Annotated in this window: 27 protein-coding genes; 13 read left to right on the forward strand and 14 right to left on the reverse strand. The window is 73.3% G+C overall.

Annotated elements, in window-relative coordinates; all coding sequences use genetic code 11:
- Window positions 1–34: 34 nt before the first annotated feature.
- The 3 genes from ilvA to AC4H2H_RS18220 all read right to left on the reverse strand — a co-directional run bounded on the left by ilvA (window position 35) and on the right by AC4H2H_RS18220 (window position 3,987).
- On the reverse strand, window positions 35–1,303 hold the full coding sequence (gene ilvA, locus AC4H2H_RS18210) for a threonine ammonia-lyase (RefSeq protein ID WP_494372240.1): 1,269 nt from the start codon (window positions 1,301–1,303) through the stop codon (window positions 35–37).
- A complete protein-coding gene (locus AC4H2H_RS18215; RefSeq protein WP_494372241.1) occupies window positions 1,300–2,595 on the reverse strand; it encodes an AI-2E family transporter in 1,296 nt (431 codons plus the stop codon). The genes ilvA and AC4H2H_RS18215 overlap by 4 nt, the downstream gene beginning before the upstream one ends.
- A gap of 147 nt (window positions 2,596–2,742) precedes the next feature.
- Window positions 2,743–3,987 carry a cystathionine gamma-synthase gene (locus AC4H2H_RS18220; protein WP_494372242.1) on the reverse strand — a complete coding sequence of 415 codons (1,245 nt, stop codon included), beginning with the start codon at window positions 3,985–3,987 and terminating at the stop codon, window positions 2,743–2,745.
- A gap of 144 nt (window positions 3,988–4,131) precedes the next feature.
- On the opposite strand from AC4H2H_RS18220, the gene msrA reads away from it, so the two are divergent.
- Window positions 4,132–4,812, forward strand: coding sequence for a peptide-methionine (S)-S-oxide reductase MsrA (msrA, locus tag AC4H2H_RS18225; RefSeq protein ID WP_494372243.1), 681 nt, complete (start codon window positions 4,132–4,134; stop codon window positions 4,810–4,812).
- A gap of 68 nt (window positions 4,813–4,880) precedes the next feature.
- Here msrA and AC4H2H_RS18230 read toward each other — a convergent pair whose 3' ends face one another.
- Window positions 4,881–5,258 carry a hypothetical protein gene (locus AC4H2H_RS18230; RefSeq protein WP_494372244.1) on the reverse strand — a complete coding sequence of 126 codons (378 nt, stop codon included), beginning with the start codon at window positions 5,256–5,258 and terminating at the stop codon, window positions 4,881–4,883.
- A 144-nt stretch (window positions 5,259–5,402) separates the two neighbouring features.
- Between AC4H2H_RS18230 and AC4H2H_RS18235 the strand changes: the two genes are divergently transcribed.
- Window positions 5,403–6,551, forward strand: a complete 1,149-nt coding sequence (locus AC4H2H_RS18235; protein WP_494372245.1) for a hypothetical protein — start codon at window positions 5,403–5,405, stop codon at window positions 6,549–6,551.
- 126 nt (window positions 6,552–6,677) lie between these two features.
- Here the strand turns inward: AC4H2H_RS18235 and AC4H2H_RS18240 are convergent, their stop codons facing one another.
- Window positions 6,678–7,922: an acyltransferase family protein gene (locus AC4H2H_RS18240; protein ID WP_494372246.1), complete on the reverse strand. Its 1,245-nt coding sequence runs from the start codon at window positions 7,920–7,922 to the stop codon at window positions 6,678–6,680.
- Window positions 7,923–7,972: 50 nt separating this feature from the next.
- On the opposite strand from AC4H2H_RS18240, the gene AC4H2H_RS18245 reads away from it, so the two are divergent.
- Window positions 7,973–8,800: a CPBP family glutamic-type intramembrane protease gene (locus AC4H2H_RS18245; protein WP_494372266.1), complete on the forward strand. Its 828-nt coding sequence runs from the start codon at window positions 7,973–7,975 to the stop codon at window positions 8,798–8,800.
- A gap of 67 nt (window positions 8,801–8,867) precedes the next feature.
- Here AC4H2H_RS18245 and AC4H2H_RS18250 read toward each other — a convergent pair whose 3' ends face one another.
- From AC4H2H_RS18250 to AC4H2H_RS18265, 4 genes are all read right to left on the reverse strand, one after another.
- Window positions 8,868–9,023 carry a hypothetical protein gene (locus tag AC4H2H_RS18250; protein ID WP_494372247.1) on the reverse strand — a complete coding sequence of 52 codons (156 nt, stop codon included), beginning with the start codon at window positions 9,021–9,023 and terminating at the stop codon, window positions 8,868–8,870.
- 73 nt (window positions 9,024–9,096) lie between these two features.
- Window positions 9,097–9,762 (reverse strand): SRPBCC family protein, encoded by a 666-nt coding sequence (locus AC4H2H_RS18255; RefSeq protein ID WP_494372248.1) that lies wholly within the window; start codon window positions 9,760–9,762, stop codon window positions 9,097–9,099.
- A complete protein-coding gene (locus tag AC4H2H_RS18260) occupies window positions 9,759–10,160 on the reverse strand; it encodes an ArsR/SmtB family transcription factor (protein WP_494372249.1) in 402 nt (133 codons plus the stop codon). The genes AC4H2H_RS18255 and AC4H2H_RS18260 overlap by 4 nt, the downstream gene beginning before the upstream one ends.
- A 56-nt stretch (window positions 10,161–10,216) precedes the next feature.
- Window positions 10,217–11,083 (reverse strand): LysR substrate-binding domain-containing protein, encoded by an 867-nt coding sequence (locus AC4H2H_RS18265; RefSeq protein WP_494372250.1) that lies wholly within the window; start codon window positions 11,081–11,083, stop codon window positions 10,217–10,219.
- A gap of 73 nt (window positions 11,084–11,156) precedes the next feature.
- On the opposite strand from AC4H2H_RS18265, the gene AC4H2H_RS18270 reads away from it, so the two are divergent.
- The gene (locus AC4H2H_RS18270) at window positions 11,157–11,537 is read left to right on the forward strand and encodes a DUF5997 family protein (RefSeq protein ID WP_494372251.1); all 381 of its coding nucleotides are present in this window, start codon (window positions 11,157–11,159) and stop codon (window positions 11,535–11,537) included.
- Window positions 11,538–11,547: 10 nt separating this feature from the next.
- Here AC4H2H_RS18270 and AC4H2H_RS18275 read toward each other — a convergent pair whose 3' ends face one another.
- Together AC4H2H_RS18275 and AC4H2H_RS18280 are read right to left on the reverse strand one after the other, a co-directional pair.
- Window positions 11,548–11,931, reverse strand: a complete 384-nt coding sequence (locus AC4H2H_RS18275) for an Rdx family protein (protein ID WP_494372252.1) — start codon at window positions 11,929–11,931, stop codon at window positions 11,548–11,550.
- A 73-nt stretch (window positions 11,932–12,004) separates the two neighbouring features.
- The gene (locus AC4H2H_RS18280; RefSeq protein ID WP_494372253.1) at window positions 12,005–13,402 is read right to left on the reverse strand and encodes a DUF2252 domain-containing protein; all 1,398 of its coding nucleotides are present in this window, start codon (window positions 13,400–13,402) and stop codon (window positions 12,005–12,007) included.
- Window positions 13,403–13,526: 124 nt separating this feature from the next.
- Between AC4H2H_RS18280 and AC4H2H_RS18285 the strand changes: the two genes are divergently transcribed.
- Window positions 13,527–14,852 carry a class I SAM-dependent methyltransferase gene (locus AC4H2H_RS18285; RefSeq protein ID WP_494372254.1) on the forward strand — a complete coding sequence of 442 codons (1,326 nt, stop codon included), beginning with the start codon at window positions 13,527–13,529 and terminating at the stop codon, window positions 14,850–14,852.
- A 67-nt stretch (window positions 14,853–14,919) separates the two neighbouring features.
- On the opposite strand, the gene AC4H2H_RS18290 is transcribed toward AC4H2H_RS18285, so the two are convergent.
- Complete coding sequence (locus AC4H2H_RS18290) at window positions 14,920–15,330, reverse strand: FKBP-type peptidyl-prolyl cis-trans isomerase (RefSeq protein ID WP_494372255.1); 411 nt, start codon at window positions 15,328–15,330, stop codon at window positions 14,920–14,922.
- A gap of 136 nt (window positions 15,331–15,466) precedes the next feature.
- Here AC4H2H_RS18290 and AC4H2H_RS18295 point away from each other — a divergent pair, with 136 nt between their 5' ends.
- The 3 genes from AC4H2H_RS18295 to AC4H2H_RS18305 are packed head-to-tail and all read left to right on the forward strand — an operon-like array spanning window position 15,467 to window position 17,670.
- Window positions 15,467–16,366: an alpha/beta fold hydrolase gene (locus tag AC4H2H_RS18295; protein WP_494372256.1), complete on the forward strand. Its 900-nt coding sequence runs from the start codon at window positions 15,467–15,469 to the stop codon at window positions 16,364–16,366.
- Complete coding sequence (locus tag AC4H2H_RS18300; protein WP_494372257.1) at window positions 16,359–16,949, forward strand: TetR/AcrR family transcriptional regulator; 591 nt, start codon at window positions 16,359–16,361, stop codon at window positions 16,947–16,949. Before AC4H2H_RS18295 ends, AC4H2H_RS18300 begins: the two co-directional genes overlap by 8 nt.
- A 22-nt stretch (window positions 16,950–16,971) precedes the next feature.
- Window positions 16,972–17,670, forward strand: coding sequence for a hypothetical protein (locus tag AC4H2H_RS18305; protein ID WP_494372258.1), 699 nt, complete (start codon window positions 16,972–16,974; stop codon window positions 17,668–17,670).
- Between the two features lie 79 nt (window positions 17,671–17,749).
- Here the strand turns inward: AC4H2H_RS18305 and AC4H2H_RS18310 are convergent, their stop codons facing one another.
- Entirely contained in the window at window positions 17,750–19,159 is a 1,410-nt protein-coding gene (locus AC4H2H_RS18310) for a cystathionine beta-synthase (protein ID WP_494372259.1), read from the reverse strand.
- 138 nt (window positions 19,160–19,297) lie between these two features.
- On the opposite strand from AC4H2H_RS18310, the gene AC4H2H_RS18315 reads away from it, so the two are divergent.
- Window positions 19,298–20,014, forward strand: coding sequence for a DUF5701 family protein (locus AC4H2H_RS18315; RefSeq protein ID WP_494372260.1), 717 nt, complete (start codon window positions 19,298–19,300; stop codon window positions 20,012–20,014).
- Window positions 20,015–20,094: 80 nt separating this feature from the next.
- Here the strand turns inward: AC4H2H_RS18315 and AC4H2H_RS18320 are convergent, their stop codons facing one another.
- Window positions 20,095–20,988, reverse strand: coding sequence for a Bax inhibitor-1/YccA family protein (locus tag AC4H2H_RS18320; protein WP_494372261.1), 894 nt, complete (start codon window positions 20,986–20,988; stop codon window positions 20,095–20,097).
- Window positions 20,989–21,362: 374 nt separating this feature from the next.
- Here AC4H2H_RS18320 and AC4H2H_RS18325 point away from each other — a divergent pair, with 374 nt between their 5' ends.
- The 4 genes from AC4H2H_RS18325 to AC4H2H_RS18340 are packed head-to-tail and all read left to right on the forward strand — an operon-like array spanning window position 21,363 to window position 25,396.
- Complete coding sequence (locus tag AC4H2H_RS18325; RefSeq protein ID WP_494372262.1) at window positions 21,363–22,355, forward strand: ABC transporter ATP-binding protein; 993 nt, start codon at window positions 21,363–21,365, stop codon at window positions 22,353–22,355.
- Window positions 22,352–23,206: an ABC transporter permease subunit gene (locus tag AC4H2H_RS18330; protein ID WP_494372263.1), complete on the forward strand. Its 855-nt coding sequence runs from the start codon at window positions 22,352–22,354 to the stop codon at window positions 23,204–23,206. Before AC4H2H_RS18325 ends, AC4H2H_RS18330 begins: the two co-directional genes overlap by 4 nt.
- On the forward strand, window positions 23,203–24,699 hold the full coding sequence (locus tag AC4H2H_RS18335; RefSeq protein WP_494372264.1) for a sensor histidine kinase: 1,497 nt from the start codon (window positions 23,203–23,205) through the stop codon (window positions 24,697–24,699). The genes AC4H2H_RS18330 and AC4H2H_RS18335 overlap by 4 nt, the downstream gene beginning before the upstream one ends.
- Window positions 24,683–25,396: a response regulator gene (locus tag AC4H2H_RS18340; RefSeq protein ID WP_494372265.1), complete on the forward strand. Its 714-nt coding sequence runs from the start codon at window positions 24,683–24,685 to the stop codon at window positions 25,394–25,396. The genes AC4H2H_RS18335 and AC4H2H_RS18340 overlap by 17 nt, the downstream gene beginning before the upstream one ends.
- Window positions 25,397–25,495: the final 99 nt, after the last annotated feature.

The following is a 25,495-nucleotide window of genomic DNA, read 5'->3' on the forward strand; positions in this document are numbered from 1 at the left end:
CTGTCGGAGGGGCCGCTTCGCGCCTGGCACACCGTCAGGTGACGGGCGCGCCGCCGTCGCTGCGCTCGACGCGGTAGCCCTCGGAGCGCAGGTGAGCGACGAGCTCGTCGCAGTGCTCCGGGCCCTTCGTCTCGACCTGCATGCGCACCCACGCCTCCCCGATCGCGAGGCCCACGTCGGTGCGGTCGTGGTCGATGTGCATGATGTTGCCGCGCGTGGTGGCGACGACCTCGAGCAGTCGCGCGAGCGCCCCGGGACGGTCGTCGAGCAGCACCTGGAGCTGGATGTACCGGCCGGCGGCCGCGAGGCCGTGCCGCACGACGCGCAGCAGCACGAGCGGGTCGATGTTCCCGCCCGACAGCACGACGACGACCGGCCCCTCGACCGGGTCGGCCGTCCCCGCGTCGACCGCGGCAGCCCCGGACAGGAGCGCCGCGACGCCCGTCGCGCCCGCAGGCTCGACGAGCAGCTTCGCGCGCTCGGCCACCATGAGCAGCGACCGCGAGATCTCGTCCTCCGTGACGGTGCGCACGTCGACGCCGTGCCGCGCGACGATCCGGAACGGCACCGAGCCGGGGGTTCCCACGGCGATGCCGTCGGCCATCGTCGCGGCGAGACGCGCCGTCGTCGGCTCCCCCGCGGCGAGCGAGCCCGGGTAGGCGGACGCGCGCGCCGCCTGCACGCCCACGACGCGCACGTGCGGCGCGGCCTCGGCGAACGCCGCCGCGAGGCCGGCGACGAGCCCGCCGCCCCCGAGCGGCGCGACGACGGTCCGGACGTCGGGCACCTGCTCGAGGATCTCGAGCGCGATGGTCGCCTGGCCCGCGACGACGTCGGGGTGGTCGAACGGGTGGATGAACACCGCGCCGGTGCGTTCGGCCTCGGTGCGCGCGGCCGCGAGCGTCTCGTCCACGTCCGCGCCGACGAGGCGCACCTCCGCCCCGTACTGGCGCGTCGCGGCGACCTTGGGCAGCGCGGCGTCCACCGGCATGTAGACGACCGCGTGGATGCCCAGCAGTCCCGCCGCGAACGCGACGCCCTGCGCGTGGTTGCCCGCGCTCGCCGCGACGACGCCGCGCGCCTTCTCCTCGTCGCTCAGGCGCGCCATGCGCACGTACGCACCGCGCACCTTGAACGACCCGGCACGCTGCAGGTTCTCGCACTTGAGCAGGACCCGGACGCCCGCGGCCTCGCTGATCGCGCGGGTCGACTGGACGGGCGTGCGGTAGGCGACGCCGTCGAGCAGCCGCGCGGCGTCGCGGACGTCGTCGAGCGTGACCGTGGCGGGTTCGCCCGCGCTCACCGCTCGTCCTCGGCTGCGGGCCCGCCCGCGTCCTGCGGCCCGACGACGGGAGAGTCGTCGTCCGAGCGCTCGCCCCGGCGACGGGGCCGACGCCGGACGGCCGCGTCCTCGAGGTCGGCCTCCGCACGCGCGACCACCGGCGCCTGCGGGCTGCCCCGCACGACGACGCGGTCGTCCGTACCGAGCTCGGGGAACTTGTCGTGCCCGTGGAGGTAGAGGACCACAGTGTTGAGGACCGCGGCGATCGGGACGGCGAACAGCGCGCCGACGATCCCCGCCGCGAAGCTGCCCGCCGCGACGACGAGCAGGACGGCGACGGGATGCAGCGAGACCGCGTGCCCCATGAGGAACGGCTGGAGGATGTGGCCCTCGATCTGCTGCACGAGCAGGACGATGCCGAGCATCGCGAGCGCGGCCGGCCAGCCGTTCGCGACGAGGACCACGAGCACCGCGATCGAGCCGGTGACGATCGCACCGACGATCGGGATGAACGAGCCGATGAAAACGAGGATCGCGAGCGGCAGGGCGAGGCTCGGGACGAAGAACGCCGCACCGATCCCGATGCCGACCGCGTCGACCGCCGCGACGAGGATCTGCGTGCGCGTGTAGGCGGAGAGCGTGACGATCCCGCGCCGTCCGGCCTGGTGCACGGAGTCCCGAGCGCGCAACGGCAGGAGCCCGACGGCCCACGACCAGATGGTCCGGCCGTCGAGCAGGAAGAAGAACGTGCAGAACAGCGCGATGAGCGCGCCCGCGACGACGTGCCCGATGGTCGTCGCCGCGCCGAGCGCTCCGGAGACGATGCTGCTCTGGTTCTCCGAGAGCGCGGTCTGGGCCTGGTCGAGGTAGGAGTCCAGCGTCACGGAGTCGAGACCGAGCGGCCCGTCCGCGAGCCAGTCCGTGAACGTCTGGAAGCCCTCGACGGCCTGGTCGCGCAGGTCCTGGAACCCGCTGACGATCTGCTGGCCGGCGAGCGTCACGAGCCCGGCGACGACGAGGATCAGCCCGATGAGCGCCGCGCCCGACGCGAGGCCGCGCGACATCCCGAGGCGCCGGAAGAACCGCTGCACGGGCGTGAGCAGCACCGTGAGCAGCAGCGCGACGGCGATCGGCACGATGATCACCTTGAGCTGGGCGATCACCCAGAAGGTGGCGGCGATCGCCGCGCCGATGAGCAGGAGCCGCCACGACCAGGCCGCGGCGGACCGCACGGAGTCGGGCACCGCCGTCGTGCCGGGGCGCCCGGACGGGAGCGGGTCGGGGGCCTGGTGCTGGTCGGTCTGCGCGCTCACGGGCCCACACTAGGTGAGCGCCCCGCGACGTGCGCCGGTGATCACCGCGCGACGCGGCCGTTGTGCGCAGAATCTCCTCCCGCCGAGGTAGAGGCGTGGTCCCGCGCGGTAGAGGCGTGGTCATGACCACACCTCACGCTCGGCCCGCTAGGCGAGCGCCTGGGTGAGGTCTGCGACGAGGTCCTCGACGTCCTCGATGCCGACGGACAGCCGGACGAGGTCGTCGGGGACCTCGAGGGCCGTGCCGGCGACGGAGCCGTGGGTCATGCGCCCGGGGTGCTCGATGAGGGACTCGACCCCGCCGAGCGACTCGGCGAGCGTGAAGACCTGCGTCCGTCCGCACACGTCGAGTGCCCTGGCCTCGCTGCCCGCGCGGAACGCGACCATGCCGCCGAACCCGCTCATCTGCCGCGCGGCGAGCTCGTGCCCGGGGTGCGACGCGAGCCCGGGGTAGATCACCTCGGTCACGGCCGGGTGCGCCTCGAGGAAGTCCGCGATCGCGGCCGCGTTGGTCTGGTGGCGGTCCATGCGCACCGCGAGCGTCTTGAGCCCGCGCAGCGTGAGCCACGCGTCGAACGGCCCGGCGACGGCGCCCGACGCGTTCTGGTGGAAGCCGACGGCGCCCGCGACGTCCGTCCCGCCCGCGGGTGACGCGAGGCCGCCCGGGAGCTGCGCGCCCGTCGCGACGACGAGCGCTCCCCCGACGACGTCGCTGTGCCCCCCGATGTACTTGGTCGTCGAGTGCACGACGACGTCCGCCCCGAGCGCGAGCGGCTGCTGCAGGTAGGGGGTCGCGAAGGTGTTGTCCACGACGAGCAGCGCCCCGGCGTCGTGCGCGACGCCCGCGAGCGCCGCGATGTCGCTGACTCCGAGCAACGGGTTGGTCGGCGTCTCGACCCACACGACCCGCGTCTCGGGACGGACGGCCGCACGCACGGCCGCGACGTCCGAGAGGTCGACCGGCGTGTGCTCGACCCCCCACGGCCCGAACACCCGGGCGATGAGCCGGTAGGTACCGCCGTACGCGTCGTCGGGCACGATCACGTGGTCGCCGGGACGCAGCACCGCGCGCAGCAGCGTGTCCTCGGCGGCGAGCCCCGACGCGAAGGCGAACCCGCGCGCGGCGGGCGACCCGTCCGCCGTCGGGCGCAGTTCCCCGGACTCCGCCGCGGCGAGCGCCTCCTCGAGCGCGGTGCGCGTCGGGTTGGCCGAGCGCGAGTACTCGTAACCGCCGCGCAGGCCGCCGACGCCGTCCTGCTTGTACGTCGAGACCTGGTGGATGGGCGGCACGACGGCGCCCGTCGTCGCGTCCGGGTCCTGGCCCGCGTGGATCGCGCGCGTGGAGAAGCCGGTGGTCGTCCAGTCGCGGTGCTCGCCGGTGGGGTTGCTCACCCGGCCAGCGTACGGCGCCCGATGACGCCCGCTCGCCCGGGAGACACTGGAACAGTGCGCCCCCGTGGGGCGTTGCAGTGGGTGCCGGCCGATGCGTCGTGGGCAGCGCCCCGGCCGTCCAGCACCCCTTTCAGGAGGTAAGCGATGAACTCGATCTTCGACGCGATCTTCGGCTCGTCAGGCAAGACTACGATGGTCGCCCCCGAGGACACCCTCCCCGGCCGCCAGTCCCCCGTCCTGCAGAGCCCGCGACCGCACACCGTGCTCGGCAAGTCCCTCACCGGCCCGTGGCCCGAGGGAACGCGCGTGCTCTACCTCGCGATGGGCTGCTTCTGGGGCGCGGAGGAGATCTACTGGCAGGTGCCGGGCGTGGTGAGCACCGCCGTCGGGTACATGGGCGGCACCACGCCGAACCCCACCTACGAGGAGGCGTGCAGCGCACGCACGGGGCACACCGAGACGGCGCTCGTCGCCTACGACCCCGCGAAGGTCTCCGAGGAGGAGCTGCTCAAGATCTTCTGGGAGCGGCACGACCCGACCCAGGGCTACCGCCAGGGCAACGACGTCGGCACGCAGTACCGGTCCGCCGTGTACTGGACGACGCCCGAGCAGGAGCAGGCCGTCCGGGAGACCGCCGAGCGCTACGGGAAGGTCCTCGAGGCCAAGGGCTACGACCCGATCACGACCGAGATGCGCCCCGCGGCCGAGGCCGGCCCGTTCTACTACGCCGAGGACTACCACCAGCAGTATCTGAGCTCGGCCAAGAACCCGAACGGCTACCGCTGCCACGCGACCACGGGCGTCCCGTTCCCCGACGCCGCGTAACCCACGCGAGTCACACCCGACGGCCCTTGATCCACTGGATCGAGGGCCGTCCGCTTCGCAAGACGTGCTCAGCTGTCAGGCTCTCCCGGCCCGATGAGTCGGATCCGGTCGTGGAGCGCCGTGGTCCACGCCTCAGGATCCGCGTTGTACTTTCGACACGAGGCAAGCCATGCTTCGAGTTCCGCACGGATGTGCTCCTCGTCGTGGACGTACTCGCCCGGCGCCCCGTGCGCGGTGAGGTGTGGCTGTCCGGGAGGATGCGTCATGTCGAACCCGTGCAGGTGCTGGAGCGCAGTCATCACCAGTGGCTCGAGACCGGAGTCGGGATCCGCCATGACGTGCGGATCGGCCCAGCGATGTACGTCCTCACGGCTCACATCGCCGCAGACGAGCGCCGTCCACAACGCCTGGATCTCGTGGCGCTCGGGCACCGGCAGGATCGTCACGGTGGGATCGTACGGTCTCCCTGCTCCCGCATGGCGCGCCGGGTCATTGGCTACCGACGGGGCCGTTGCAGGACATGAGTAAGCCCCAGGCGCTTGCATCAGAGGCGGCACTGGGGCGTTCGTCGTCGACGCTATCATCCCGCTATGACTCGGGTCGAGGGGGCGGACGAGAACGGTGCAGACGCCGAGGGGCGCGACGGCACGCCCCGATCGCTGGTGGTCTGGGACCTGCTGTCCGAACCGAGAATGGCACCGTACCTGCGAGCTGCGGACGGCGACAGGCAACGAGCGCTCGAGCTCTACGAGTGGAGTTGTCGCACGGCCTCGGCGGCGTTCGAGATCGTCGGGCATCTCGAGGTCCTGATGCGCAACGCTCTCGACCGGGCGCTCGCCGAGCACTCTCGCGAACCCGACGTCGGGATCCCCTGGTTCCTCCTTCCGACGCCCGGAGGGGAGGCCGTCGCCGAGCAGGTAGACGTGGTGCGGGCTCGACTGCGCCCTCGAGGTCAGGAGAGTCGACACCAGATCGTCGCCGGACTCAGCTTCGGATTCTGGTCCGGACTGCTCGGGTCGCGCTACGAAGAAGTGTGGCGAGACGCGGTCCGCCACGCGTTTCCGTACAGCGACGGGCGGAGGAAGCAGATCTCGTCGGCTGTGGAACGAGTCCGGAAGTTCCGGAACTGGCTCGCCCACCACGACTCCATGGTGAACGTCGACGTCCCGTTCGAGATCCGGCAGATCGTCGAGCTCGCGGGATTCATCGACCCCGTTGCCGCCCGATGGCTGGAACAGTGCTCACGCGTCATGGACGTCTACCGCGAACGTCCGGTCACGGTCGACGACACCGTCGTCGTGCCGGCTCGCGATGCATGGGCACTGTACGAGCAGCACCACGCCTACGTATGTCAAGCCGCGCGGGCCTTTCGCCCTGTCGAGAGAATCGCCTTCTATGTCGACCAGCAGATCAAGGCGGACGTGCCGATGATTCAGCACCGTCGAGACGACGTCGAGTGGACCGACGAGGAGGTTGTACGGCTCGAAAGATCCTCGGACCGTTTCGATCGTCGCATCGCCCGGCTGATACCCGCCGCATGCCAGGCGGGATGGACCGAAGGCCGCTACCAGGTGTTCCTGCTCTCGGCGCCCGGCGATCCGCGACACAGGTCGCTGGCCCGGCCGATCGCACACCTCGCCACCGGCCGCGGATCTGCCTACGTCCAGCGACAGCGGTACGTCTCGCTCCACGGACTTGAGACGGCACGCACCACTGCAGACCTCGATCAGCGCGCCTGAGCACCGAGTCGTTCGCGGGCGAGCCGACGCGCGAACCGTGGGCGTCGGCACCCCCAGCGACCTCGCCCATCCTGACGGGCGCACGAACGACCAGGACCCTGCGGTGACGAGGAGCTCTGAGCGGCCTCAGGCGCGCTGGCCGAGCAGGACGCGCGTCCCGCGCGTGCGCCGGACGAGCAGGTCGTACACCACGAGCAGCACGACGGACGAGACCACGACGATCACCACGTACTTGGCCACCGCGGGCAGGTCCCAGCCCACCACCGGGTACGCGACGGCGACCACGACCGGCTGGTGCAGCACGTACAGCGGCAGCACCGCCGCCCCGAGGTACGCCCAGGCACGACGACGCAGCGCGCCCCCGGCGCTCGGCTCGCCCGCGACGGTGGTCGACGCCGCGGCGACGGTCGCCGCTGCGGACGCGGACCGGCGTCGCACGCCCCACCGGTCGAGGAGGCCGAGGAGCGCGACGACCCAGCACCAGCCGGCGACGCCGTAGAGGAACCGGAACGCGAGCGCCGCGGCGCCGTCGCCCGTGAACGCGTCGACCTCGCCCGCCGGGCCGAGGAACAGCGCCATCCCGGCCCCGAACACGCCGATCCCGACGAGCCCCGCGATCCCGGCGTCGCGGCGCACCGCGACCCGGAACCGGTCGTCGGACGCGAGCACGAACCCGGCGAGGAAGAACGCGAGGTAGCCCCACCGGCTCCACGCCGCGAACCCCTCCTCGAGCTCGTGCGCCGCGCACACCACCCCGACCAAGACCGCAGGGACGAGCACCGATCCCCGGGTGACCGACGCCCGGGCGAGCCGCTCGCGCGCGCCGTGCGCGACGTCGTCGGGCACGACGCGCACCAGCACGGCGAGCGCGCACGCCCCGGTGAGCAGCAGGACGACGAACCACAGGTGACCCGTCTCGAAGTGCTCGCCGTCGACGACGAACGGGAAGTCGCCGGGTTCGAACCGCACGTCGAAGAACCGCGGCCAGAACTCGAAGTACAAGCCGGTCCAGGTGCCCTCCCCGCGGGCCCGCAGGTACTGCGGGAGCGGCAGGAGCAGGACGAGCGCGACGAGCAGCGGGACGCCCAGCCGCAGGACGCGCTCGCGCGCGAACCCGCCCGCCCCGCGCGAGCGCACCGAGTGCCACGCACCGATGCCCGCGATGGCGAAGAGCAACGGCATCGCGAACACGACGACGGGCGCGACGACGAACGTCGTCAGCTCGGCCGTCTCGGCGTTCTTCACGTAGAAGTCGTTGCGCGCGTCGAACACGAGCGCGGCGTGGAAGAGCACGAGCCCCACGACGACGAGTGCGCGCACCGCGTCGAGCTCGCTGCGTCGGTCCGGATGCCGCTCGGGGCGTCGCTCCACGCCTCGCATCATGGCACCGTGTGCAGGTGACGTCACCTGCCCTCGTCCCCGTGCCCGACGCCGCTCGCCCGCCCTGGGCGGTCGGCTCTCCCCTGCGGCTGCTCGCCGCCGTGCTCGTCTCGGGCTCCGCGGTCCTGCTGTTCGCGGTCCACGTGCGCCCCCTCGGGTACGTGCCGCTCGTGCTCGGGATCGCGCTCGGGCTGCTGGTGGACCGACGCCTCGGGCGCGACCTCGCGCTCGTCGGGACCGGTATGGCGATCATCTCGACCATCTCGCTCGAGGCAGATCTGTCCGACGCCGGGATCGCCCGCTTCGCCGTCGTGCTGTCGCTCGCGGTCCTGGTCCCCTGGGCGCTGTCGCGGTTCGTCTTCCGGGAGCGCGTCATCACGTTCCCCGTGGCGACGGGACGGCGCTGGTCGCGCGGGCAGGTGATCTACCTCGTCGTGGTCGTGGCGGCGGGGTACCTGATCCTGCCGTACTACTTCATCGGCTCCGGCGCCTACCTCAACTGGCCCGAGATCACGGGCGGCCAGGAGATCGCCCGCCTGTTCGTCGGGGTCAACGCGGTGGGGATCTGGGACGAGCTGTTCTTCGTGTGCGTGGTGTTCGCGCTGTACCGGGAGCACTTCGGACTGTGGACGGCGAACCTGCTCCAGGCGGCGGTGTTCGTGTCGTTCCTGTGGGAGCTCGGCTACCGCGAGTGGGGTCCGCTGCTCACCGTGCCGTTCGCGCTCGTCCAGGGCTGGATCTTCTCGTGGAGCAAGTCGCTCACGTACGTCGTCGCGGTCCACCTGCTGTTCGACCTCGTCGTGTTCGCGGTGCTCGTGCACGCGCACCACCCCGAGCTGTTCGACGTCTTCGTGACCGTCCCGCGCTGAGGCGGACGCCACGGGCCTGCGTCCGGTGCCCCGCACGACCGCGCCACCCCGTGCCCGTCCGGAGTCGTCAGACCTGGGGGGCCAGGAGCACGCGGTGCACGCTGTCGACGCGGCACGCCGCGGTGACCGCGACGGTCGCCGGGCCCGAGAGCGCCGTCACCGCCGCGACGACGACCGCGACGCCGACCGCCGCCCCTGCGACGACGTCGTGCGGGAAGTGCACGCCCTGCGCGACCCGCGCCGTGGTCCGGGTTCTACGTCGGCAGACCGCGGTACTACCTCGGCAGATGGCGGTACTACCTCGCGTCGGGGGCGTCGGGGGCGTCGTCCGCGGGGACGTAGAACGCCGTCGTGGCGGCGACCCGCGCGGCGACCTCGTCCGCGGACAGCCCGTCTGCGGCGGCGAGCGCGGCGCCCCAAGCCTCGCTGCTCGCGACGTTGAACGCGCGCAGCTCGGGGCTGTCGAGGACGGCCTGAGGGTCCAGGGGCTCCGCCCCGCCCAGGTGCAGTCCGAGGCCGAGCAGCGCCCCGTCCCAGCCGACGCCCACGGCGCCAGGCCCGAACTGGTCCCACATCTCGGGCGGCACGACGGCGGTGTGCTCGAGCGTGAGGGTCGTGCCACCGTCGGACGCCGACGCGAGCCGCACCTCGAGGATCGAGGAGTCCTCCGGCGTCGGCGGGCCCATGACCCACGTGAGCCGCAGGAGACGAGGAGCGTCGCAGACCCGGATCTCGCCCCCGGCGTTGCCCTCGACCTGGTACGTCCCCCCGACGCGGAACTCCCCCGTGACCGGCAGGAACCAGCGCGGGATCCGCTCGGGGTCGGTCACGGCGTCCCACACGTCCTCGACGTCGGCGGGGTACGTCCGTTCGATCGTGATCACGCGGGCCTCGCCCGCGGGGAGCGCGCCGGTCCCGACGGCGCGCCGGGCGGCCTCGAGCTCGGTGATGAAGTCCTTCATGCTGTCCTCCTGGTGGTGTCGGTCGGGCGCTCGCCGTCAGCCTCCCGGACGGCCGCAGCCGCCGCGGTGGCCCGGCGTCGCTCGCGCGCTCCACGCGCGAGCTCGGTGCCGAGAGCGTCGAGGCGCTGCTCCCAGAACCGGCGCAGGCCTGCGGCCCAGTCCTCGACCTCGTCGAGCGCCGTGGGGTCGAGCGTGTAGAGGCGCCGCGTCCCCTCGGGGCGCACCGTGGCGAAGCCGCTGGTCCGCAGGACCTTGAGATGCTGCGAGACGGCCGGCTGGCTGATCCCGAACTCCTCGCCGAGCAGCGCGGCGAGCTCCCCCGCCGGCCGCTCACCCTGGGCGAGATGCTCGAGGATCCGACGACGCACCGGGTCGCCGAGGACGTCGAACGCTTCCATGACCTCCATGGTTCACCCGACAGTTATATAAGTCAAGGCCTATGAATGGCCGAGGCTCATCGGCGCTTCCCCCCACGGCCGCGCGCGCCGCGCCCCTTCTGCGCGCCCTTGCCCTGCTTGCCGCCGCTCGGACGCCCTCCGCCACGCCCCGTCCCGCCGCGCGCGTCCTGGCTCCCCGTCGTGCCGCGGCCCGCCTGCTTGCGCGTCGCCGCCGGTTCCTCGGGAGACGCCTCGGCCCGGCGCCCCCGCGAGCTGTTGACCGTGCGCCCGCGCACGATCCCGACCATCTCCTCGATGAGGTCGTCGTCGCGGTCGGCGAGCCACGCGAGCGCGACCGGGGCCGTGGGCGCGTCCTCCAGGCGCCGGTAGGTCACATCCTTGCGGTGGTGCAGGCGCGCGATCGACTGCGGCACGACCGCCACGCCGACGTCCGCCGCGACGAGGACGACGGCGTCGCCCGTCGTGGCGGGTCGTTCGACCGCCGGTCGTCCCGGCGGCTCGGGCGCGTCGTCCGGGGCCCCCGGCTCGCCGGCCCACGGCACGACGTCGTCGAGCGGGCGCAGCAGCACCTCGTCAACCAGGTCGGCGAGCGCGACGGGCTCGTCCGGCTCGAGCGCCGCGAGCAGGTGGTCGCGCGAGACGAGGACCACCGGCGTCTCCTCGTAGAGCCGGATCGCGCTGAGGACGTCGCGGTCGACCGGCAGGCGCAGGATCGCGGCGTCCGCCTCGTCGTCGCGGAGCGCGCGCTCGGCGTCGGCCGCCTCGACGGCGACGAGGTCGAGCGGCACGTCGACGAGCCGCTCGCGCCACGTGCGCACCCACTTCGCCGGGACGACGCCGGGCACGTAGGCCAGCCGGAAGCGCGGCCCGCTGTTGCCGTCGTCGGTCGTTCCCTCGGGGGCCGTGCCCGCATCGTCGTCCACCCCACAACCCTAGAGGCCCGGCCGACGCCTCGTGCCGACGCCCGACCACCGTCGGCCGACTACCCTGGAGCCCATGACCCCCAAGCAGTCCGCGCAGACCATGAAGCCCGCCACCGCGGCCAAGAAGCTCGGGGTGTACCTTCCCGCCACGCCGCCGGAGTTCCAGGAGGGCACGATCACGCGTTCCCAGCTCGAGGAGCTCGAGAAGAACCCTCCGGAGTGGCTGAGCGAGCTGCGCCGCAACGGCCCCCACCCGCGCCCCGTCGTCGCCGGCCGGCTCGGCATCTCGATCTCAGGCCTCACCCGCGGCGGGCTCACCGAGCCGATGACGACCCAGGAGATCGACGACCTGCGCCAGGACCCGCCCTCGTGGCTCGCCGAGGAGCGCGATATCCAGAAGAAGGTCCGCGCCGAGGAGGAGCGGCTCGCCGCCGCCCGGGCGAAGAAGGCCTGAGCAGCGCGCCTCAGTCCGCCTCGACCGCGGCGTCGTCGCCCGCCGGCCGCGTGGCCACGCGGTCGGTGTGACCCAGCGACAGGTCCGGCGCCACGGCGTCGCGCACGCGCCGCTTGAGGTCCGGGACCTCGGGGAAGCCGCCCTCGGTCTTGCGGTCCCACAGCAGCACGGGGCCGTCCCCGGCGTCGAGCGTCACGCGGAAGACGCCGTCGACGCCGGGCACGAGCGCGACCTCCCCGAGCCGGGTGCGGAAGGTCTGCAGCAGCTCCTGGGCGACCCACGCCGCGCGCAGGAGCCAGCGGCACTGCGTGCAGTACTCCACGGCCAGCCGCGGCAGGACCGCGCGCCCGGAGGCGTGCACCGCGGGATCGGTCGACGGCGTCGGCTCGCTCATGGCGTCAGCCTACGATCGGGCCGCTCGGGGACGGTGCCGCGGGACGCGCGACGGCGCCCGTCCCGACACGTCGTCACGCACCACGCTCGGCGGGGAGCCTCCCGCTCGCCACGGCGGCCTCGAGCGCCGCGAAGTCGCTCTCGACCACGTCGGCGTACGCGCGCGCCCAGCGCGCGACGGCGTCGTCGAAGACCTCCGACCGGCCGAGGTACCCGTAGGTGACCCGCGTGCCGGGCGACTGGCTGTGCGCCCGCGCGAGCACCCGGCCGCACAGCACCGCATAGCCCGCGAACTGCTCGGGCGCGAGCCGGTCCAGCTCGACCGAGCCCTTCATGTCCCGGAACTGGCGCCAGTAGAGGTCCGCGTGCGGACCACCGCCGACGAGCCCGCCCAGGTCTCCGGTGATCCAGCCGAGGAACGGGTCGGACTGGGCCTGGAGGATCCGCTGGGACACGACGACCCGACGGCCCTGCGAGTGCCGGAGCCCGAGCGGTGCGACGCCTGACGGGAGCGCGTCCGCCATGCCCCCGAACGTCGCGAGCACCGAGGGCGAGGCCTCCTTCGCCTGCAGGACGAGCGGCTCGCCGTCGGGTCCCTCGAGCAGCACGATGTAGCAGCGCGTGCCGACGCTGCCGACGCCCACCACGCGCAGCACGTAGTCGACCAGCGTGAACTGGCCGAGCAGGAGCCGCACGTCCCCGCGCAGCGAGTCGCGGTAGCGGTCGAACAGCGTGGCGAGCTGCTCCACCGTGGCGTGCCCGACGTGCTGGGTCACCGGCGGCTGGTCGACGATCCGGGTGCGTCCGTCGTCGGTGCGCGCGGTGATCCGCTGCACGACCTGCTCCGACGTCCGGCGCCGCGCCTTGCGCTCGAGGCGGTGCAGCTCCTGGCGACCGGCCTTGCGCATGCTCGACTCGAGCGTCGCCGTCTCGACCTGGTAGGAGTACCGCTCGAGGGCGGTCAGGGCGTAGAGCTCGGCCATCGCCTCGCGGTACCCGCGCACGGCGAGGCGCACGGCGTCGGTGCACTCCTCCTCGCTCATGCCCTTGTCCCGGCCGCCGACGTGCACGCTCGCCGCGAGCCGCTTGACGTCCCACTCCCACGGGGCGTCGCCCGCCTCGTCGAAGTCGTTGAGGTCGAAGACGAGGCGCCGCTCGGGCGAGGCGAAGAGCCCGAAGTTCGACACGTGCGCGTCGCCGCACGCGACGACCTCGACGCCGGTGCGGGTGTCGAGGCGCAGGTCGTGCGCCATCGTCGCGGCCGTGCCGCGGTAGTACGCGAACGGCGACTCGACCATGCGACCGATGCGCAGCGGGACGAGGTCGGCGAGCCGACCCGCGTTCTGCTCCGCGACGATCGCGACGGGGTCCCGCTCCGGCAGGTGCAGCTCGCCGTGGCTGCTGCGCGGCAAACGGTCGCGCAGCGCGCGACCCGCGGCACGGGACTCGGCCAGGGTGCGCGGGACGTCCATGGGCCCTCTCCTCACGACGGCGGACCCGCACAGTAGCGCGCGGACGTGCGCGCGGCGCGGCGACGTTCGGCATCGCGCGCCGGGCGTGGAGACCCGGGCGGCCCGGGTCGGGGAGACTGGGTGTGTGACGCCCCTCCCGCCCGACCTCGACGGACTGCTCGCGCGGCTGCGCACCGGCGAGACGCCTCGGGGTGACGGGCCCGCTCGCGAGGACGCGCCCGTCGCGGTCGACGCCGCCGACCGCCTGCTGCTCGACGAGGCGGCCCCCCTCGTCGCCGCGGCCGGTCCGGGCGCCGTCGCCGTCGTGGACGACCGCTTCGGCGCGCTCACCCTGGGCGCGGCGGCGCTGACTCTCGACGCGACGGCGGCCGGCGCCGCGGCACCGGCCGGTGAGGATCCGGCACCCGTGCGCGTCCACCAGGACGCGTGCACCGACGAGGCCGCGCTCGACGCGAACGCGTCCGCGCTCGGGCTCTCGGGCGCCTCTGCGCGCCAGGCGCTCGGACCGGCCCTGCTCCGGGGCGCCCACGTCGTCCTGCTCCGCCTCCCCCGGGGGCTCGCTGCACTGCGAGACGTGGCCGAGCACGTCGCCCGGGAGGCCGAGCCCGACGTCGTGCTGCTCGCCGTCGGCCGCGTCAAGCACATGACCCCGGCGATGAACGACGTCCTGCGGGAGTCCTTCGGCGACGTGCGCGCCAGCCTCGCGCGTGGCAAGTCGCGCGTGCTCGCCGCGCGCTCGCCGCGCGCCGCCGGCGACGGCGTGCCGCGCGAGGAGCGCCGCCTCACCTATCCCGTCACGGTGGAGCTGCCCGACGTCGGGCTCACGGTCGCGGCGTACGGCGCTGCCTTCGCCGGTGCGAGCCTCGATCTCGGGACCCGTTTCCTCCTCGACCAGCTCGATTGCACCCCGGTGCTCGACGGCGCCACGCAGCTCGACCGCTCCGGCACCACCGGCACGCGGTCCGGCGACCCGGCCACGGACCGCGGTGCGGCATCCGGGCGCGAGCCGCGCGACGTCGTCGACCTCGGGTGCGGCACGGGCCTGCTCGCCGCGTGGGCGGCCCGACGCTGGCCGGACGCCCGGGTCGTCGCGGCGGACCGCTCGGACGCCGCGGTGCGGTCGGCAGCGCTCACGGCGCGGGCGAACGGTGTCGGCGAGCGCGTGCGCGTGGTGCGCGACGACGCGGGCGCGTCCCTCGCGCACGCGAGCGCCGACGTCGTGCTGCTCAACCCGCCGTTCCACGACGGCGCGGCGCTGCGCACGGACGCGGCGCACCGCATGTTCGCCGCGGCGGGGCGGATCCTGCGCCCCGGTGGGGAGCTGTGGTGCGTGTGGAACTCGCACCTGCGCTACCGCCCCGCGCTGGAGCGGACCGTCGGGCCCACGACCCAGGTCGCGCGCGACCGCCGCTTCACCGTGACCCGGTCGGTCCGGGTCCCGGCGAGATAGCGACGCCCAGCACGAAGAGGTGCTGGACGTCGCTGTCTCGCCCGGTTCGTCGCTATCTCACGGAGGACTACTGGACGTCGACGACGTCCACCACGAAGACGAGCGTGTCCGTGCCGCCGATGCCGGCCTGGGGCACGCCGCGCTGACCGTAGCCGTGCTCCGGCGGGATCGAGAGCATGACGCGCGAGCCGACGTTCTGGCCCACGAGGCCCTTGTCCCAGCCGCCGATGACGGCGCCCACGCCGATCGGGAAGGCGATGGTGTTGCCGCGGTCGTAGGAATTGTCGAACACCTGGCCGCCCCAGGTCTGCCCGAGGTAGTGGACGACGATGTTCCGCCCCGACGTGACGGCCGGGCCGTCACCCTCGGAGAGCACGACGACCTGGAGGCCGGCGGGCGCGTCCGTCTCCGGGAACGTGAGCGTCGGCTTGTCGCCGAACGATCCCGAGGCGGTGGGAAGGGTGGGCTGGTCGGTCACGAGGATGCCTCTCATCGGGTGCAGGACGCCCGCGCGGACACGGGTCTCCTTACCCTACGCGGGCCGCGCAGGCCCGCTCGTGGTGTCTCGAAGAGACCTCTTGTGCTCGGTGGCTAATGCCATTAGCCTTTCGGTTATGACCACCAACCAGAAGCCCGCCGTGCGCCATGTCGCCCGCGCCGAGGGGCGCCTCGCCTACACCGACCAGGGCTCCGGCCCGCTCGTCGTCGCCGTGCCCGGCATGGGCGACCTGCGCGCCACCTACGACGACGTCGTTCCCCACCTCGTCGCCGCCGGCTACCGCGTCGTCGTGGCGGACCTGCGCGGCCACGGCGACAGCGACACGACGTTCACCACGCACGGCGACGAGGCCACGGCGTCCGACTACGTCGCGCTCGTCGAGCACCTGGGCGCCGGACCGGCCGTCCTCCTGGGGAACTCGATGGCGGCCTCGGCGGCCGTGATCGCCGCGGCCGACCGTCCTGACCTCGTGCGCGGGCTCGTCCTGCTCGACGGGTTCCTCCGCGAGCCCTCCTCCCCCGCGAGGCTGCGCGCGATGCGCGTGCTCTACCGGGTGGCGCTCGCCCGGCCGTGGGGCGCGGCGTTCTGGGCGTCGTTCTACGGCTCGCTGAACAAGGGCCGCACACCCGAGCGCCTCGCCTCCCACCAGGCCGCGATCCGGGCCAACCTCTCCGAGCTCGGGCGCCTGCGCTCGTTCCGCGACCTGTGCCTCCAGCTCGACCACCGCGTCGTCGAGCCGCGCGTCGCCCGCGTCCAGGCACCCGCGCTCGCCGTCTTCGGCGCGCTCGACCCCGACTACGCCGACCCCGCGGCCGAGGCGGCGTGGGCCGAGGAGTCCCTGGGCGCGACGACGCTCGTGCTCCCCGAGGTCGGGCACTACCCGCAGCTCCAGGCGCCCGAGGAGGTCGTGTCCGCGACACTCGCGTTCCTCGCCGGCCTGCCCGACGGCGCCGCGCACCCGCGCGACGAGCACGCCGGCCAAGGCGCCGTGGGCGAGGGCACCACTCGTGGCTAGGGCCGGCCTGTCGCACGGCGCGGTCGTGCGGATCGCGCTCGACCTCGTCGACGCGGGCGGCCCGACCGGCTTCACGGATCTCACGCTCGCCAAGGTCGCCGCGCAGGTGGGCGTCACGACGCCGAGCCTCTACAAGCACGTCGGGTCGCTCGCCGCGCTGCGGCGCGAGGTCGCGATCGTGTCCGTCGAGGACCTCACCCGCGCGATGACGGACGCCACCGTCGGGCTCGCCGGGCCGGACGCCGTCGCCGCGCTCGCGCACGCGACCCGCCGGTTCGCGCACGCGCACCCCGGGCGCTACGCCGCGGTGCAGGTCGCGCCCGACCCCGACGACACCGCCGACGCCACGCTGTCCGTCACCGCGGGCCGCAGCGTCCAGGTCGTCGCCGCCGTGCTGCGCGGCTTCGACCTCCCCGAGGACCGCACGATCGACGCGATCCGCTCCGTGCGCGCGAGCCTGCACGGTTTCGTCGCGCTCGAGCTCGGCGGCGGCTACCGCCTGCCCGACGACCTCGACCGCAGCTTCGACGTCCACGTCGACGCGATCCTCGCCGGTCTCGCCTCGCTCTCCCGTCCGTCCTGATCCCCGAACCCCGGAGGCTCCCATGAGCTCGACCACCACCACTGCGCCCACCTCGACGACGTCGACCGCCCCCCGGCGGACCTCGCGCCTGACGGCCGCCGCGTTCCTCGCCGCCGGTGCGGGCTTCGTCCTGTTCCCCGCGCTGCGTCCTTGGCCCGACGAGACCCGCCCGACCGCGGAGCTCGCCGCCGCGTTCGCGTCCGACCGGTGGGTCGTGGCGCACCTGTGCGGCATCCTCGCGATCGGCCTGCTCGCACCGGCCCTGCTCGGCCTGCGCTCGGTGGTCGCGCCCGGCGCGACGACCCGCACCACGAACCTGCTCGCGTCGGCGACCGGGCTCGTCTGGGCCGGCGGGTTCCTCGCCTCGCTCTACTACGGCGCGGAGATGTTCGGCATCCAGGCGGTCGCGGCGTCGGCCGTCGCCACGGGCGACCCGGGCGGTACCGGGTTCCTGGACGTCGTCACCGACCTCCGCTCGGGCACGCTCGCCGTCGCGCTCTTCGGCACCGGCCTGATCCTCCTCGCGGTGGCCGGCGTGCTGACGGCGTTCGCCCTCCGCCGCGTCGCACGGCTGTGGTTCACCCTGCCGTTCGCGCTGGGCCTGGTCCTGCTGCTGCCGCAGTTCTGGGGCGGCCCGGGCCTCCGGGTCGCGCACGGCGTCCTGCTCGGCGTCGGGTGCGCGCTCCTCGCGGTCGTCGCGCTCCGTCGAGCACGACCCTGATCGCCCTCGAACACGACGTCGGTGTCGTTATCCGGGCGATAACGGCACCAACGTCGTGTTCGGCGAGACGTCGCGACGGTCAGCGGGCCGCGACGAAGCCCAGGAGGTCGTGGCGCGTGAGCACGCCGACCGGGTCGCCGTCCTCGACGACGAGCAGCGCGTCGTCGTCGTGCAGCGCCGCACGGACCGCCTCGACGCCCTCGCCCGCGCCGATGAGCGGGAAGCGCACCTCCATGTGGGATTCGACCCGGTCGGCGAGCGAGGCCCGACCGGAGAACACCGCGTCGAGCAGCTCCCGCTCGCTCACGGACCCGGCGACCTCGCCGATCTTCACGGGCGGCTCGGCGCCGACGACGGGCATCTGCGAGACGCCGTACTCGCGCAGGATCTCGATCGCGTCGCGCACGGTCTCGCTCGGGTGCGTGTGCACGAGGTCGGGCAGGCGCCCGTCCTTGGCACGCAGGACGTCCCCCGCGGTGACGCCCTCCTCGTCGGGCAGGAACCCGTACGACCGCATCCAGGCGTCGTTGAAGATCTTCGACAGGTAGCCCCGACCGCTGTCGGGCAGCAGGACGACGATCACGGCGCGCGCCGCCGCCTCCGGGTCCTCGTCCTCGAGCCGGCGCGCGAGTCGCAACGTCGCCTCGACCGCCATACCGCACGACCCGCCGACGAGCAGACCCTCCTCACGCGCCAGGCGACGCGTCATCGTGAACGAGTCGGCGTCGCTCACCGGGATGATCTCGTCCGGGACCTCCGGGTCGTACGCCGCCGGCCAGAAGTCCTCGCCGACGCCCTCGACGAGGTACGGCCGCCCGTCGCCGCCGGAGTAGACCGACCCCGCCGGGTCGGCGCCGACGATGCGCACGCGACCGCCGTCGGCCTCCGCACGGTCCGCCGAGACCTCCTGGAGGTAGCGACCCGTCCCCGTGATCGTGCCGCCGGTGCCGACGCCGGTCACGAAGTGGGTCACTCGGCCGTCGGTGTCCGCCCACACCTCGGGTCCGGTCGACTCGTAGTGCGACAACGGCCCGTTCGGGTTGGCGTACTGGTTGGGCTTCCAGGCGCCCGGGATCTCCTGGACCAGGCGGTCGGACACCGAGTAGTAGGAATCGGGGTGGTCGGGCGCGACGGCGGTCGGCGTCACGACGACGCGCGCCCCGTACGCGCGGAGCACGTCCCGCTTGTCCTGGCTCACCTTGTCGGGGCACACGAACACGCACTCGTAGCCCTTGCGCTGGGCCACGAGCGCGAGGCCGACACCGGTGTTGCCCGACGTGGGCTCGACGATCGTGCCGCCGGGGCGCAGCTCGCCCGAGGCCTCCGCGGCCTCGACCATCTTCAGGGCGATGCGGTCCTTCACGGAGCCGCCGGGGTTCACGTACTCGACCTTGGCGAGGATCGTCGCGCTGAGGCCTTCGGTGACACGGGACAGCCGGACGAGCGGGGTGCCGCCGACCAGCTCGGAGACGTGCTCTGCGTATCTCATCTCCCGATCATCCCCGATCCCGGGAACGGGTACATCGCGTCGGCGGGTGCCCGCCGCGCGGGCCCGTCATGAGGAACGGGAATTCCCGTACGGTGTAGAGCGTTACTCGCTCGACCGACCCCGACCGAGAGGTGATCCGTGCCCGAGACCACGACAGTCCCGCAGCCGACCGCACCCGAGACCGCGACCGCCGACGCGCCGGCGCTGCCCGACCTGCCGGACGTCGTCGTCCAGGCCGAGCGCCTCGTCGCGCTCGGCGTCCACACCATCGCGGGGCTTTCCGCGGACGAGCTCCGCGCCCGGGCCGCCACGCTCGCGGCGACGGCTCCCGACGGCGCCCTGCTCGTCGTCGACCCGCGGCTCGCCCCGCCGTCGGTCCTGGCTCCCCTGCTCCGGCTCCCGGTGCGCGGCGGCGAGAAGGAGGGGTTCGTCGTCGTCGACATGCCGGACGTCGACCGCTTCTCCCCGATCGAGGGCATCGAGGTCCCCGACGGCCCGCTGTACGTCGTCGTCGGCCTCGACCGCGGCGACGACATGGCGAACTGGTCGCCCGACGAGGCCCTGCCGGAGATCGCCGGTCGCGGGCGCACTCCCCTGCTGCTGCACGAGGGGATCCACTGGGCGCTCCAGGTGCCGGACGTCGTCGCGCGGAACCACTGCTACATGACGATCGGCTCACGCCTGCGGAAGCCGAACGGCACGCTCGACACCCGCACGCCCGCCGTCTGGATCTCGAACGGCACGGGTCGCGACGGCCGCGAGCGCCGCGGCGCCCCGAAGGTCGGCTGGTGCTGGGCGGGCAACCGTCACACCTGGCTCGGCTTCGCCTCGGCGACCACCCGCCTCCCCGTCTGACCCCCGCTGAGTGCATGAAATAGTCGCGGCGAACGCGTTCGACCGCGACTATTTCATGCACCCACGGATGGGTTCGGCCGTCAGTCGCTGCTCTGCAGGATGGCGAAGAGGCGCAGGAACTCGAGGTAGAGCCAGATCAGCGTGACGAGCAGGCCGAACGCTGCCGACCACGCAAACTTGGCGGGCACGCCGCCCTCGACGCCGCGCTTGATCGAGTCGAAGTCGACGATGAGGGACGCAGCCGCGAGGCCCACGGCGACGAGGCTGATCACGATGCCGAGCGTCCCGCCGCGCAGGCCCCAGCCGTCGAGCGCGCCGAACATGAGGAGCACGACGTTGACGAGCGAGAACGCGAGGTAGCCGACCATCGCGATGAGCAGCCAGCGCGTGAACTTCGGGGTGACGCGCACCTTGCCGGACTTGAAGAGGAACAGTGCGGCGGCGAACGTCGCGATCGTGGCGACGACGGCGGACGGCACGACGCCGCTCCACTGCTCCTCGTAGAACCGGCTGATCCCACCGAGGAACACGCCCTGGGCGACGGTGTACAGCGTGATGAGCAGCGGGCTCGGGTTGCGCTTGAACGCGTTGACGAGGCCGAGCACCAGGCCGACGACCGCACCGCCGATCCACAGCGCCGGCATCTGCGGCGTGACGTACCACGAACCGGCCGCCACGACGACGAGCAGCGCGAGCAGCCCGCCGGTCTTCATGATGACGTCGTCGTACGTGAGGCGCTTGGTGTCGGCGGTCGTGGCTGCCGGCGCGTCGTACATCTGGTTCAGCGTCGCCGCGTCCGCGGCCTGGGCACCGTACTGGCCCCACTGGCCCGCCTGCTGCGGCGTGCCGTACGCGGGCCCCTGGCCCTGTGCGGGCGGGGTCCCGTACGCAGGGCCGGCCTGCGTGGCTGCCCCACCGCGCTGGTTCTTCGGATCACCGAAGACCGCGCTGTTGTTGAAGACGGGATTGCTCATGAGCTCCTCCTGGTCGCGGCGTCCACTCTCGCAGCGGGCCTCGTCATCGGCATCTGCCTCGAGTCGGGTGTCGCTGGCCTGACGTTCATCCTAGGGAACGTGCGAGTCGCGGTCACTGTTCCCGGCGACTTTCGCGGCCGCGGAGGCCAAAGTGCCGACCTGCGGACCACCCGACGGCGCACCGCGTACGCCGCGCGGTGTACGCCGCCCGGCCCACGCCCGCGGCAAGATACGTCGCAAGGTGGCTGCCCGACGTCGTGTGCGTCCCTAGGCTCGAGACGTACCTCGCGGTGAGGTCCCCGGCACGACCGGCGCGACCCCCGCCCGCGAGCGCCAGATCCATCCGGACGAACGACCCTCGGAGGGGCGAAGTCATGATCGAAGCACGAGGCCTGACCAAGCGGTACGGGCCCAAGACCGCGGTGGACGGCATCTCGTTCACCGTGCGTCCCGGGACCGTCACCGGCTTCCTCGGCCCCAACGGCGCCGGCAAGTCCACGACCATGCGCATGATCATGGGCCTGGACCGGCCGACCGCGGGGACCGTCATCGTCAACGGGCGCCCGTACGCGCAGCACCGCTCCCCCCTCACCGAGGTGGGCGCGCTGCTCGACGCGAAGGCCGTCCACACCGGGCGCTCCGCCTACAACCACCTCCTCGCGATGGCCGCGACGCACGGCATCCCGACGAAGCGCGTCGACGAGGTCATCGAGATGACCGGCCTGCAGACGGTCGCCAAGAAGCGCGTGGGCGGCTTCTCGCTCGGCATGGGCCAGCGCCTCGGCATCGCGTCCGCGCTGCTCGGCGACCCGAAGACGCTCATCCTCGACGAGCCGGTCAACGGACTCGACCCCGAGGGCGTCCTGTGGGTCCGCAACCTCGCGCGCTACCTCGCGTCCGAGGGCCGCACCGTGTTCCTCTCGAGCCACCTGATGAGCGAGGTCGCGCTCACCGCCGACCACATCATCGTCATCGGCAAGGGCCGCATCATCGCGGACGCCCCGGTGAGCGAGATCGTCAACGGCACGCAGCAGCGCACGGTCAAGGTCCGCACGCCGCACGCGACCCAGCTCGCCGAGCTGCTCACGCGCGACGGCGCGACCGTCACGAGCGACGAGCCGAGCCTGCTCGTCGTCAGCGGCGCGGACGCGCCCGGCATCGGCGAGCTCGCCGCCGCGAAGGGCTTCGTCCTGCACGAGCTCACGCCCGTCGCGTCGACGCTCGAGGACGCCTACATGGCCCTCACGGCGGACTCGGTCGAGTACCAGACGGAGTCCGCCCAGATCCACGTCGGCCACGGAGCCACGGGCACCGCGCCCGCCGGCGCCCCGGCCGCCACCGACTCCCTGGAAGGAGCGCAGCGATGAGCGCCACCACCGTCGCCCCCGGCGCGACCAGCCCGACGGCGTCCCGCACCTCGCCCTACCGCCTCACGTTCGGCCACGTGCTGCGCTCGGAGTGGATCAAGTTCCGCTCGCTGCGCTCCACGTGGTGGACCATCGGCACGACGATCGTCGTCATGGTGCTGTTCAGCATGTCCATGGCGGCCTCGTTCAACCTCGCCGCCGACAACCCTGAGATGGCTGCCGAGATGGGCAACATCTCGACGGTCCAGGCGATCGTCCTCGGCTACATCTTCGCCCAGCTCTCCGTGGCCGTCCTCGGTGCTCTCGTCGTCACGGGCGAGTACTCGACCGGGATGATCCGCTCCACGCTCAGCGCCGTCCCGACGCGCCTGCCCGCACTGTGGGCCAAGGCCGGCATCATCGGCGTCGTGACGTTCGTCGTCGCGCTCGTCGGGATCGCGCTGTCGTACCTCGTCACCATGCCCATGCTCTCCGGGAACGACCTCGTGCCCGACCTCGGCGACTCCGTCGTGCAGCGCGTCATCCTCGCGTGCGCCGGGTACCTCGCGCTCGTCGCGCTCCTCGCGGTGGGCGTCGGCACGATCATGCGCCACTCGGCCGGGTCCATCTTCACGCTCGTCGCCTTCCTGTTCGTCCTCCCGCTCGTCGCGAGCTTCCTCAGCCAGGAGTGGGTCCAGGACATCGCGAAGTTCCTGCCCATGAACCTGGCCACCGCGATGATGGTGGTCACGGAGGCCGACGCCGGCGGTACCGAGGTGCTCTCGCCCGGCGCCGCGACCGCCGCGATGGCGGCCTGGGCCGTCGTCTCGCTCGGCGTGGCGGCCCTCGTGCTCAAGCGCCGGGACGCGTGACCACCCCGTCCACCACCCCGCCGACGCCGGACGAGCAGCCCGCTCGTCCGGCGTCGGCCGTGACACGCCCGAGCACGACGACGCCGAGCGGCCCGTCCGCGCCGGCACCGCTCGCCATGCGGGCAGCGCCCGAACCGTTCACCGAGCTCGACGCGCGCCGCCTCGGCCCGGTGCGCCGCTACTTCGCCCGGCACCCCGTCGTCATGGACTGGGTGATCGTCGCGCTCTTCGTCGTGCCCGGCCTGCTCTACGTCCTCCTCGCGGAGCAGCCGCGCGGCTCGACCGCCCTGTCGCTCGTCTTCTTCCTCGCCGGCGGGGTGCTTCTGTACTGGCGGCGTCGGCGGCCGGTGACGGTCGCGGTCGCCCTGGCCGCGCTCGGGGTCGTGGCCATCGCGGTCACCGGCGACACCTCCGGGTTCGAGGTCGCCGGGATGTTCGCCGTGTACGCCGTCGCGGCGTCGCGCCCGTCACGGATCGCCTGGCCGGTGCTCGCGATCGTCGTCCTCGCGCTGTCCGCCGCGACCCTGCTCTGGTACGACATCGTCACCATGGACGACGGCGAGCTCGTACGTCAGACCGTCGAGCCCGGCCGCGCGACCGTCGACCGCGTCGTGGGCATCCTCGTCACGGTGATCCTCTGCCTCGTCGCCCTCGCGATCGGGACGAACGTCCGGGCTCGACGCCAGCACGTCTCCGACCTCGTCGAGCGCGCCAACTCCATCGCACGTGACCGGGACCAGCAGTCGCAGCTCGCTGCCGCCGCGGAGCGCGCGCGCATCGCCCGGGAGATGCACGACGTCGTCGCGCACTCCATCACCGTCATGGTCGCCCTCGCGGACGGCGCCAAGGCCTCGGGCGCGAAGAACCCCGAGCTCGCCGGGCACGCGCTCGACGAGCTCACCGCGACCGGGCGCGCGGCGCTCGCCGACATGCGGCGCGTGCTCGGCGTCCTGCGCGAGCCCGGCGGCGAGACCGCCGCGCCCCTCGCCCCCGTGCACGAGACACCCGAGCTCGAGGAGATCGTCGAGCGCTTCCGCACCGCCGGCCTGGCCGTGCGGCTCGTGCGCTCCGGGCCGCAGCCGACGCCGGGCCCCGCCCTGCGGCAGACGGCGCACCGCATCGTCCAGGAGGCGCTCACCAACGTGCTGCGCTACGCACCGCTCTCTCCCGTCGTCCTCGTCGAGGTCTCGCGCCGGGCCGAACCGGGCGCGGACTGGCTCGAGCTGCGCGTCGTCAACCAGGCGGGTCGCCGCCCCGGGGAGGGCGCGGGCGCCGACCGGCGCGACCTCCCGCCGTCGATCGCCGATCAGCACCCGCCCGGCGTCCCCGTCGGGACCGGGCGCGGGATCATCGGGATGCGGGAGAGGGCCGCCGTCTACGGCGGTACCGTGACGGCAGGGCCCAGCGGCACCGGCTGGGAGGTGCGGGCGAGCCTGCGCCTCGACCTCGACCCCGGCACGAACGACAGGAGCACCGATGACCGAGGGCGTTGACCGTGCTGCCGCGCCGATCCGGGTGCTGCTCGTCGACGACCAGGCCCTGCTGCGCATGGGCTTCCGCATGATCCTCGCGGCCGAGGACGACATCGACGTCGTCGGCGAGGCCGGCGACGGCGAGACGGGCGTCGCGCAGGCGTCGGCGCTGCGGCCCGACGTCGTCCTCATGGACGTCCGGATGCCCGGCACGAACGGCATCGAGGCGACCGAACGCATCGTCGCCGCCCAGCCGGTGTCACGCGTCATCATCCTCACCACGTTCGACCTCGACGAGTACGCCTTCGCCGCCCTGCGGGCGGGTGCGAGCGGCTTCCTCCTCAAGGACGCCAAGCCTGGTGAGCTCGTCGGCGCGATCCGCGCCGTCGCGAGCGGCGACGCCGCCGTCTCGCCCCGCATCACGCGCCGCATGCTCGAGATGTTCTCCGGCCAGCTCCCCGAGGACGGCGCAGCGGCACCCGGCTCCGCGACGACCGGCCGCGACGACCCGCGTCTCGTCGAGCTCACCGCCCGCGAGCTCGAGGTGTTCGAAGCCCTCGGCGAGGGTCTGACGAACGCCGAGATCGCCGGACGCTTCGTCCTGTCCGAGGCCACGGTCAAGACCCACGTCGGCCGCGTCCTCGGCAAGCTCGGCCTCCGCGACCGCGTCCAGGCGGTCGTCCTCGCCTACGAGACAGGCGTCGCACGCCCGTCCTGAGCCCCGCCCGCCCGCCGAGGTAGAACCCTGGTCTGCCGAGGTAGAACCGTGGTTCCGCGAGGTAGAGCCGTGGTCCGCCGAGGTAGAGCCGTGGTTGCT

Source organism: Cellulosimicrobium sp. BMG9.22 (genome assembly GCF_059159975.1).

Excerpts from the sequence above, each read along its gene's own strand:
- AC4H2H_RS18280 (WP_494372253.1), bottom strand. The coding sequence starts at position 13,402 with ATGGACGTCCCGCGCACCCTGGCCGAGTCCCGTGCCGCGGGTCGCGCG.
- AC4H2H_RS18330 (WP_494372263.1), top strand. The coding sequence starts at position 22,352 with ATGAGCGCCACCACCGTCGCCCCCGGCGCGACCAGCCCGACGGCGTCC.
- AC4H2H_RS18260 (WP_494372249.1), bottom strand. The coding sequence starts at position 10,160 with ATGGAAGCGTTCGACGTCCTCGGCGACCCGGTGCGTCGTCGGATCCTC.
- AC4H2H_RS18270 (WP_494372251.1), top strand. The coding sequence starts at position 11,157 with ATGACCCCCAAGCAGTCCGCGCAGACCATGAAGCCCGCCACCGCGGCC.
- AC4H2H_RS18340 (WP_494372265.1), top strand. The coding sequence starts at position 24,683 with ATGACCGAGGGCGTTGACCGTGCTGCCGCGCCGATCCGGGTGCTGCTC.
- AC4H2H_RS18295 (WP_494372256.1), top strand. The coding sequence starts at position 15,467 with ATGACCACCAACCAGAAGCCCGCCGTGCGCCATGTCGCCCGCGCCGAG.
- AC4H2H_RS18235 (WP_494372245.1), top strand. The coding sequence starts at position 5,403 with ATGACTCGGGTCGAGGGGGCGGACGAGAACGGTGCAGACGCCGAGGGG.
- AC4H2H_RS18320 (WP_494372261.1), bottom strand. The coding sequence starts at position 20,988 with ATGAGCAATCCCGTCTTCAACAACAGCGCGGTCTTCGGTGATCCGAAG.
- AC4H2H_RS18310 (WP_494372259.1), bottom strand. The coding sequence starts at position 19,159 with ATGAGATACGCAGAGCACGTCTCCGAGCTGGTCGGCGGCACCCCGCTC.
- AC4H2H_RS18275 (WP_494372252.1), bottom strand. The coding sequence starts at position 11,931 with ATGAGCGAGCCGACGCCGTCGACCGATCCCGCGGTGCACGCCTCCGGG.
- AC4H2H_RS18305 (WP_494372258.1), top strand. The coding sequence starts at position 16,972 with ATGAGCTCGACCACCACCACTGCGCCCACCTCGACGACGTCGACCGCC.
- AC4H2H_RS18325 (WP_494372262.1), top strand. The coding sequence starts at position 21,363 with ATGATCGAAGCACGAGGCCTGACCAAGCGGTACGGGCCCAAGACCGCG.
- msrA (WP_494372243.1), top strand. The coding sequence starts at position 4,132 with ATGAACTCGATCTTCGACGCGATCTTCGGCTCGTCAGGCAAGACTACG.
- AC4H2H_RS18255 (WP_494372248.1), bottom strand. The coding sequence starts at position 9,762 with ATGAAGGACTTCATCACCGAGCTCGAGGCCGCCCGGCGCGCCGTCGGG.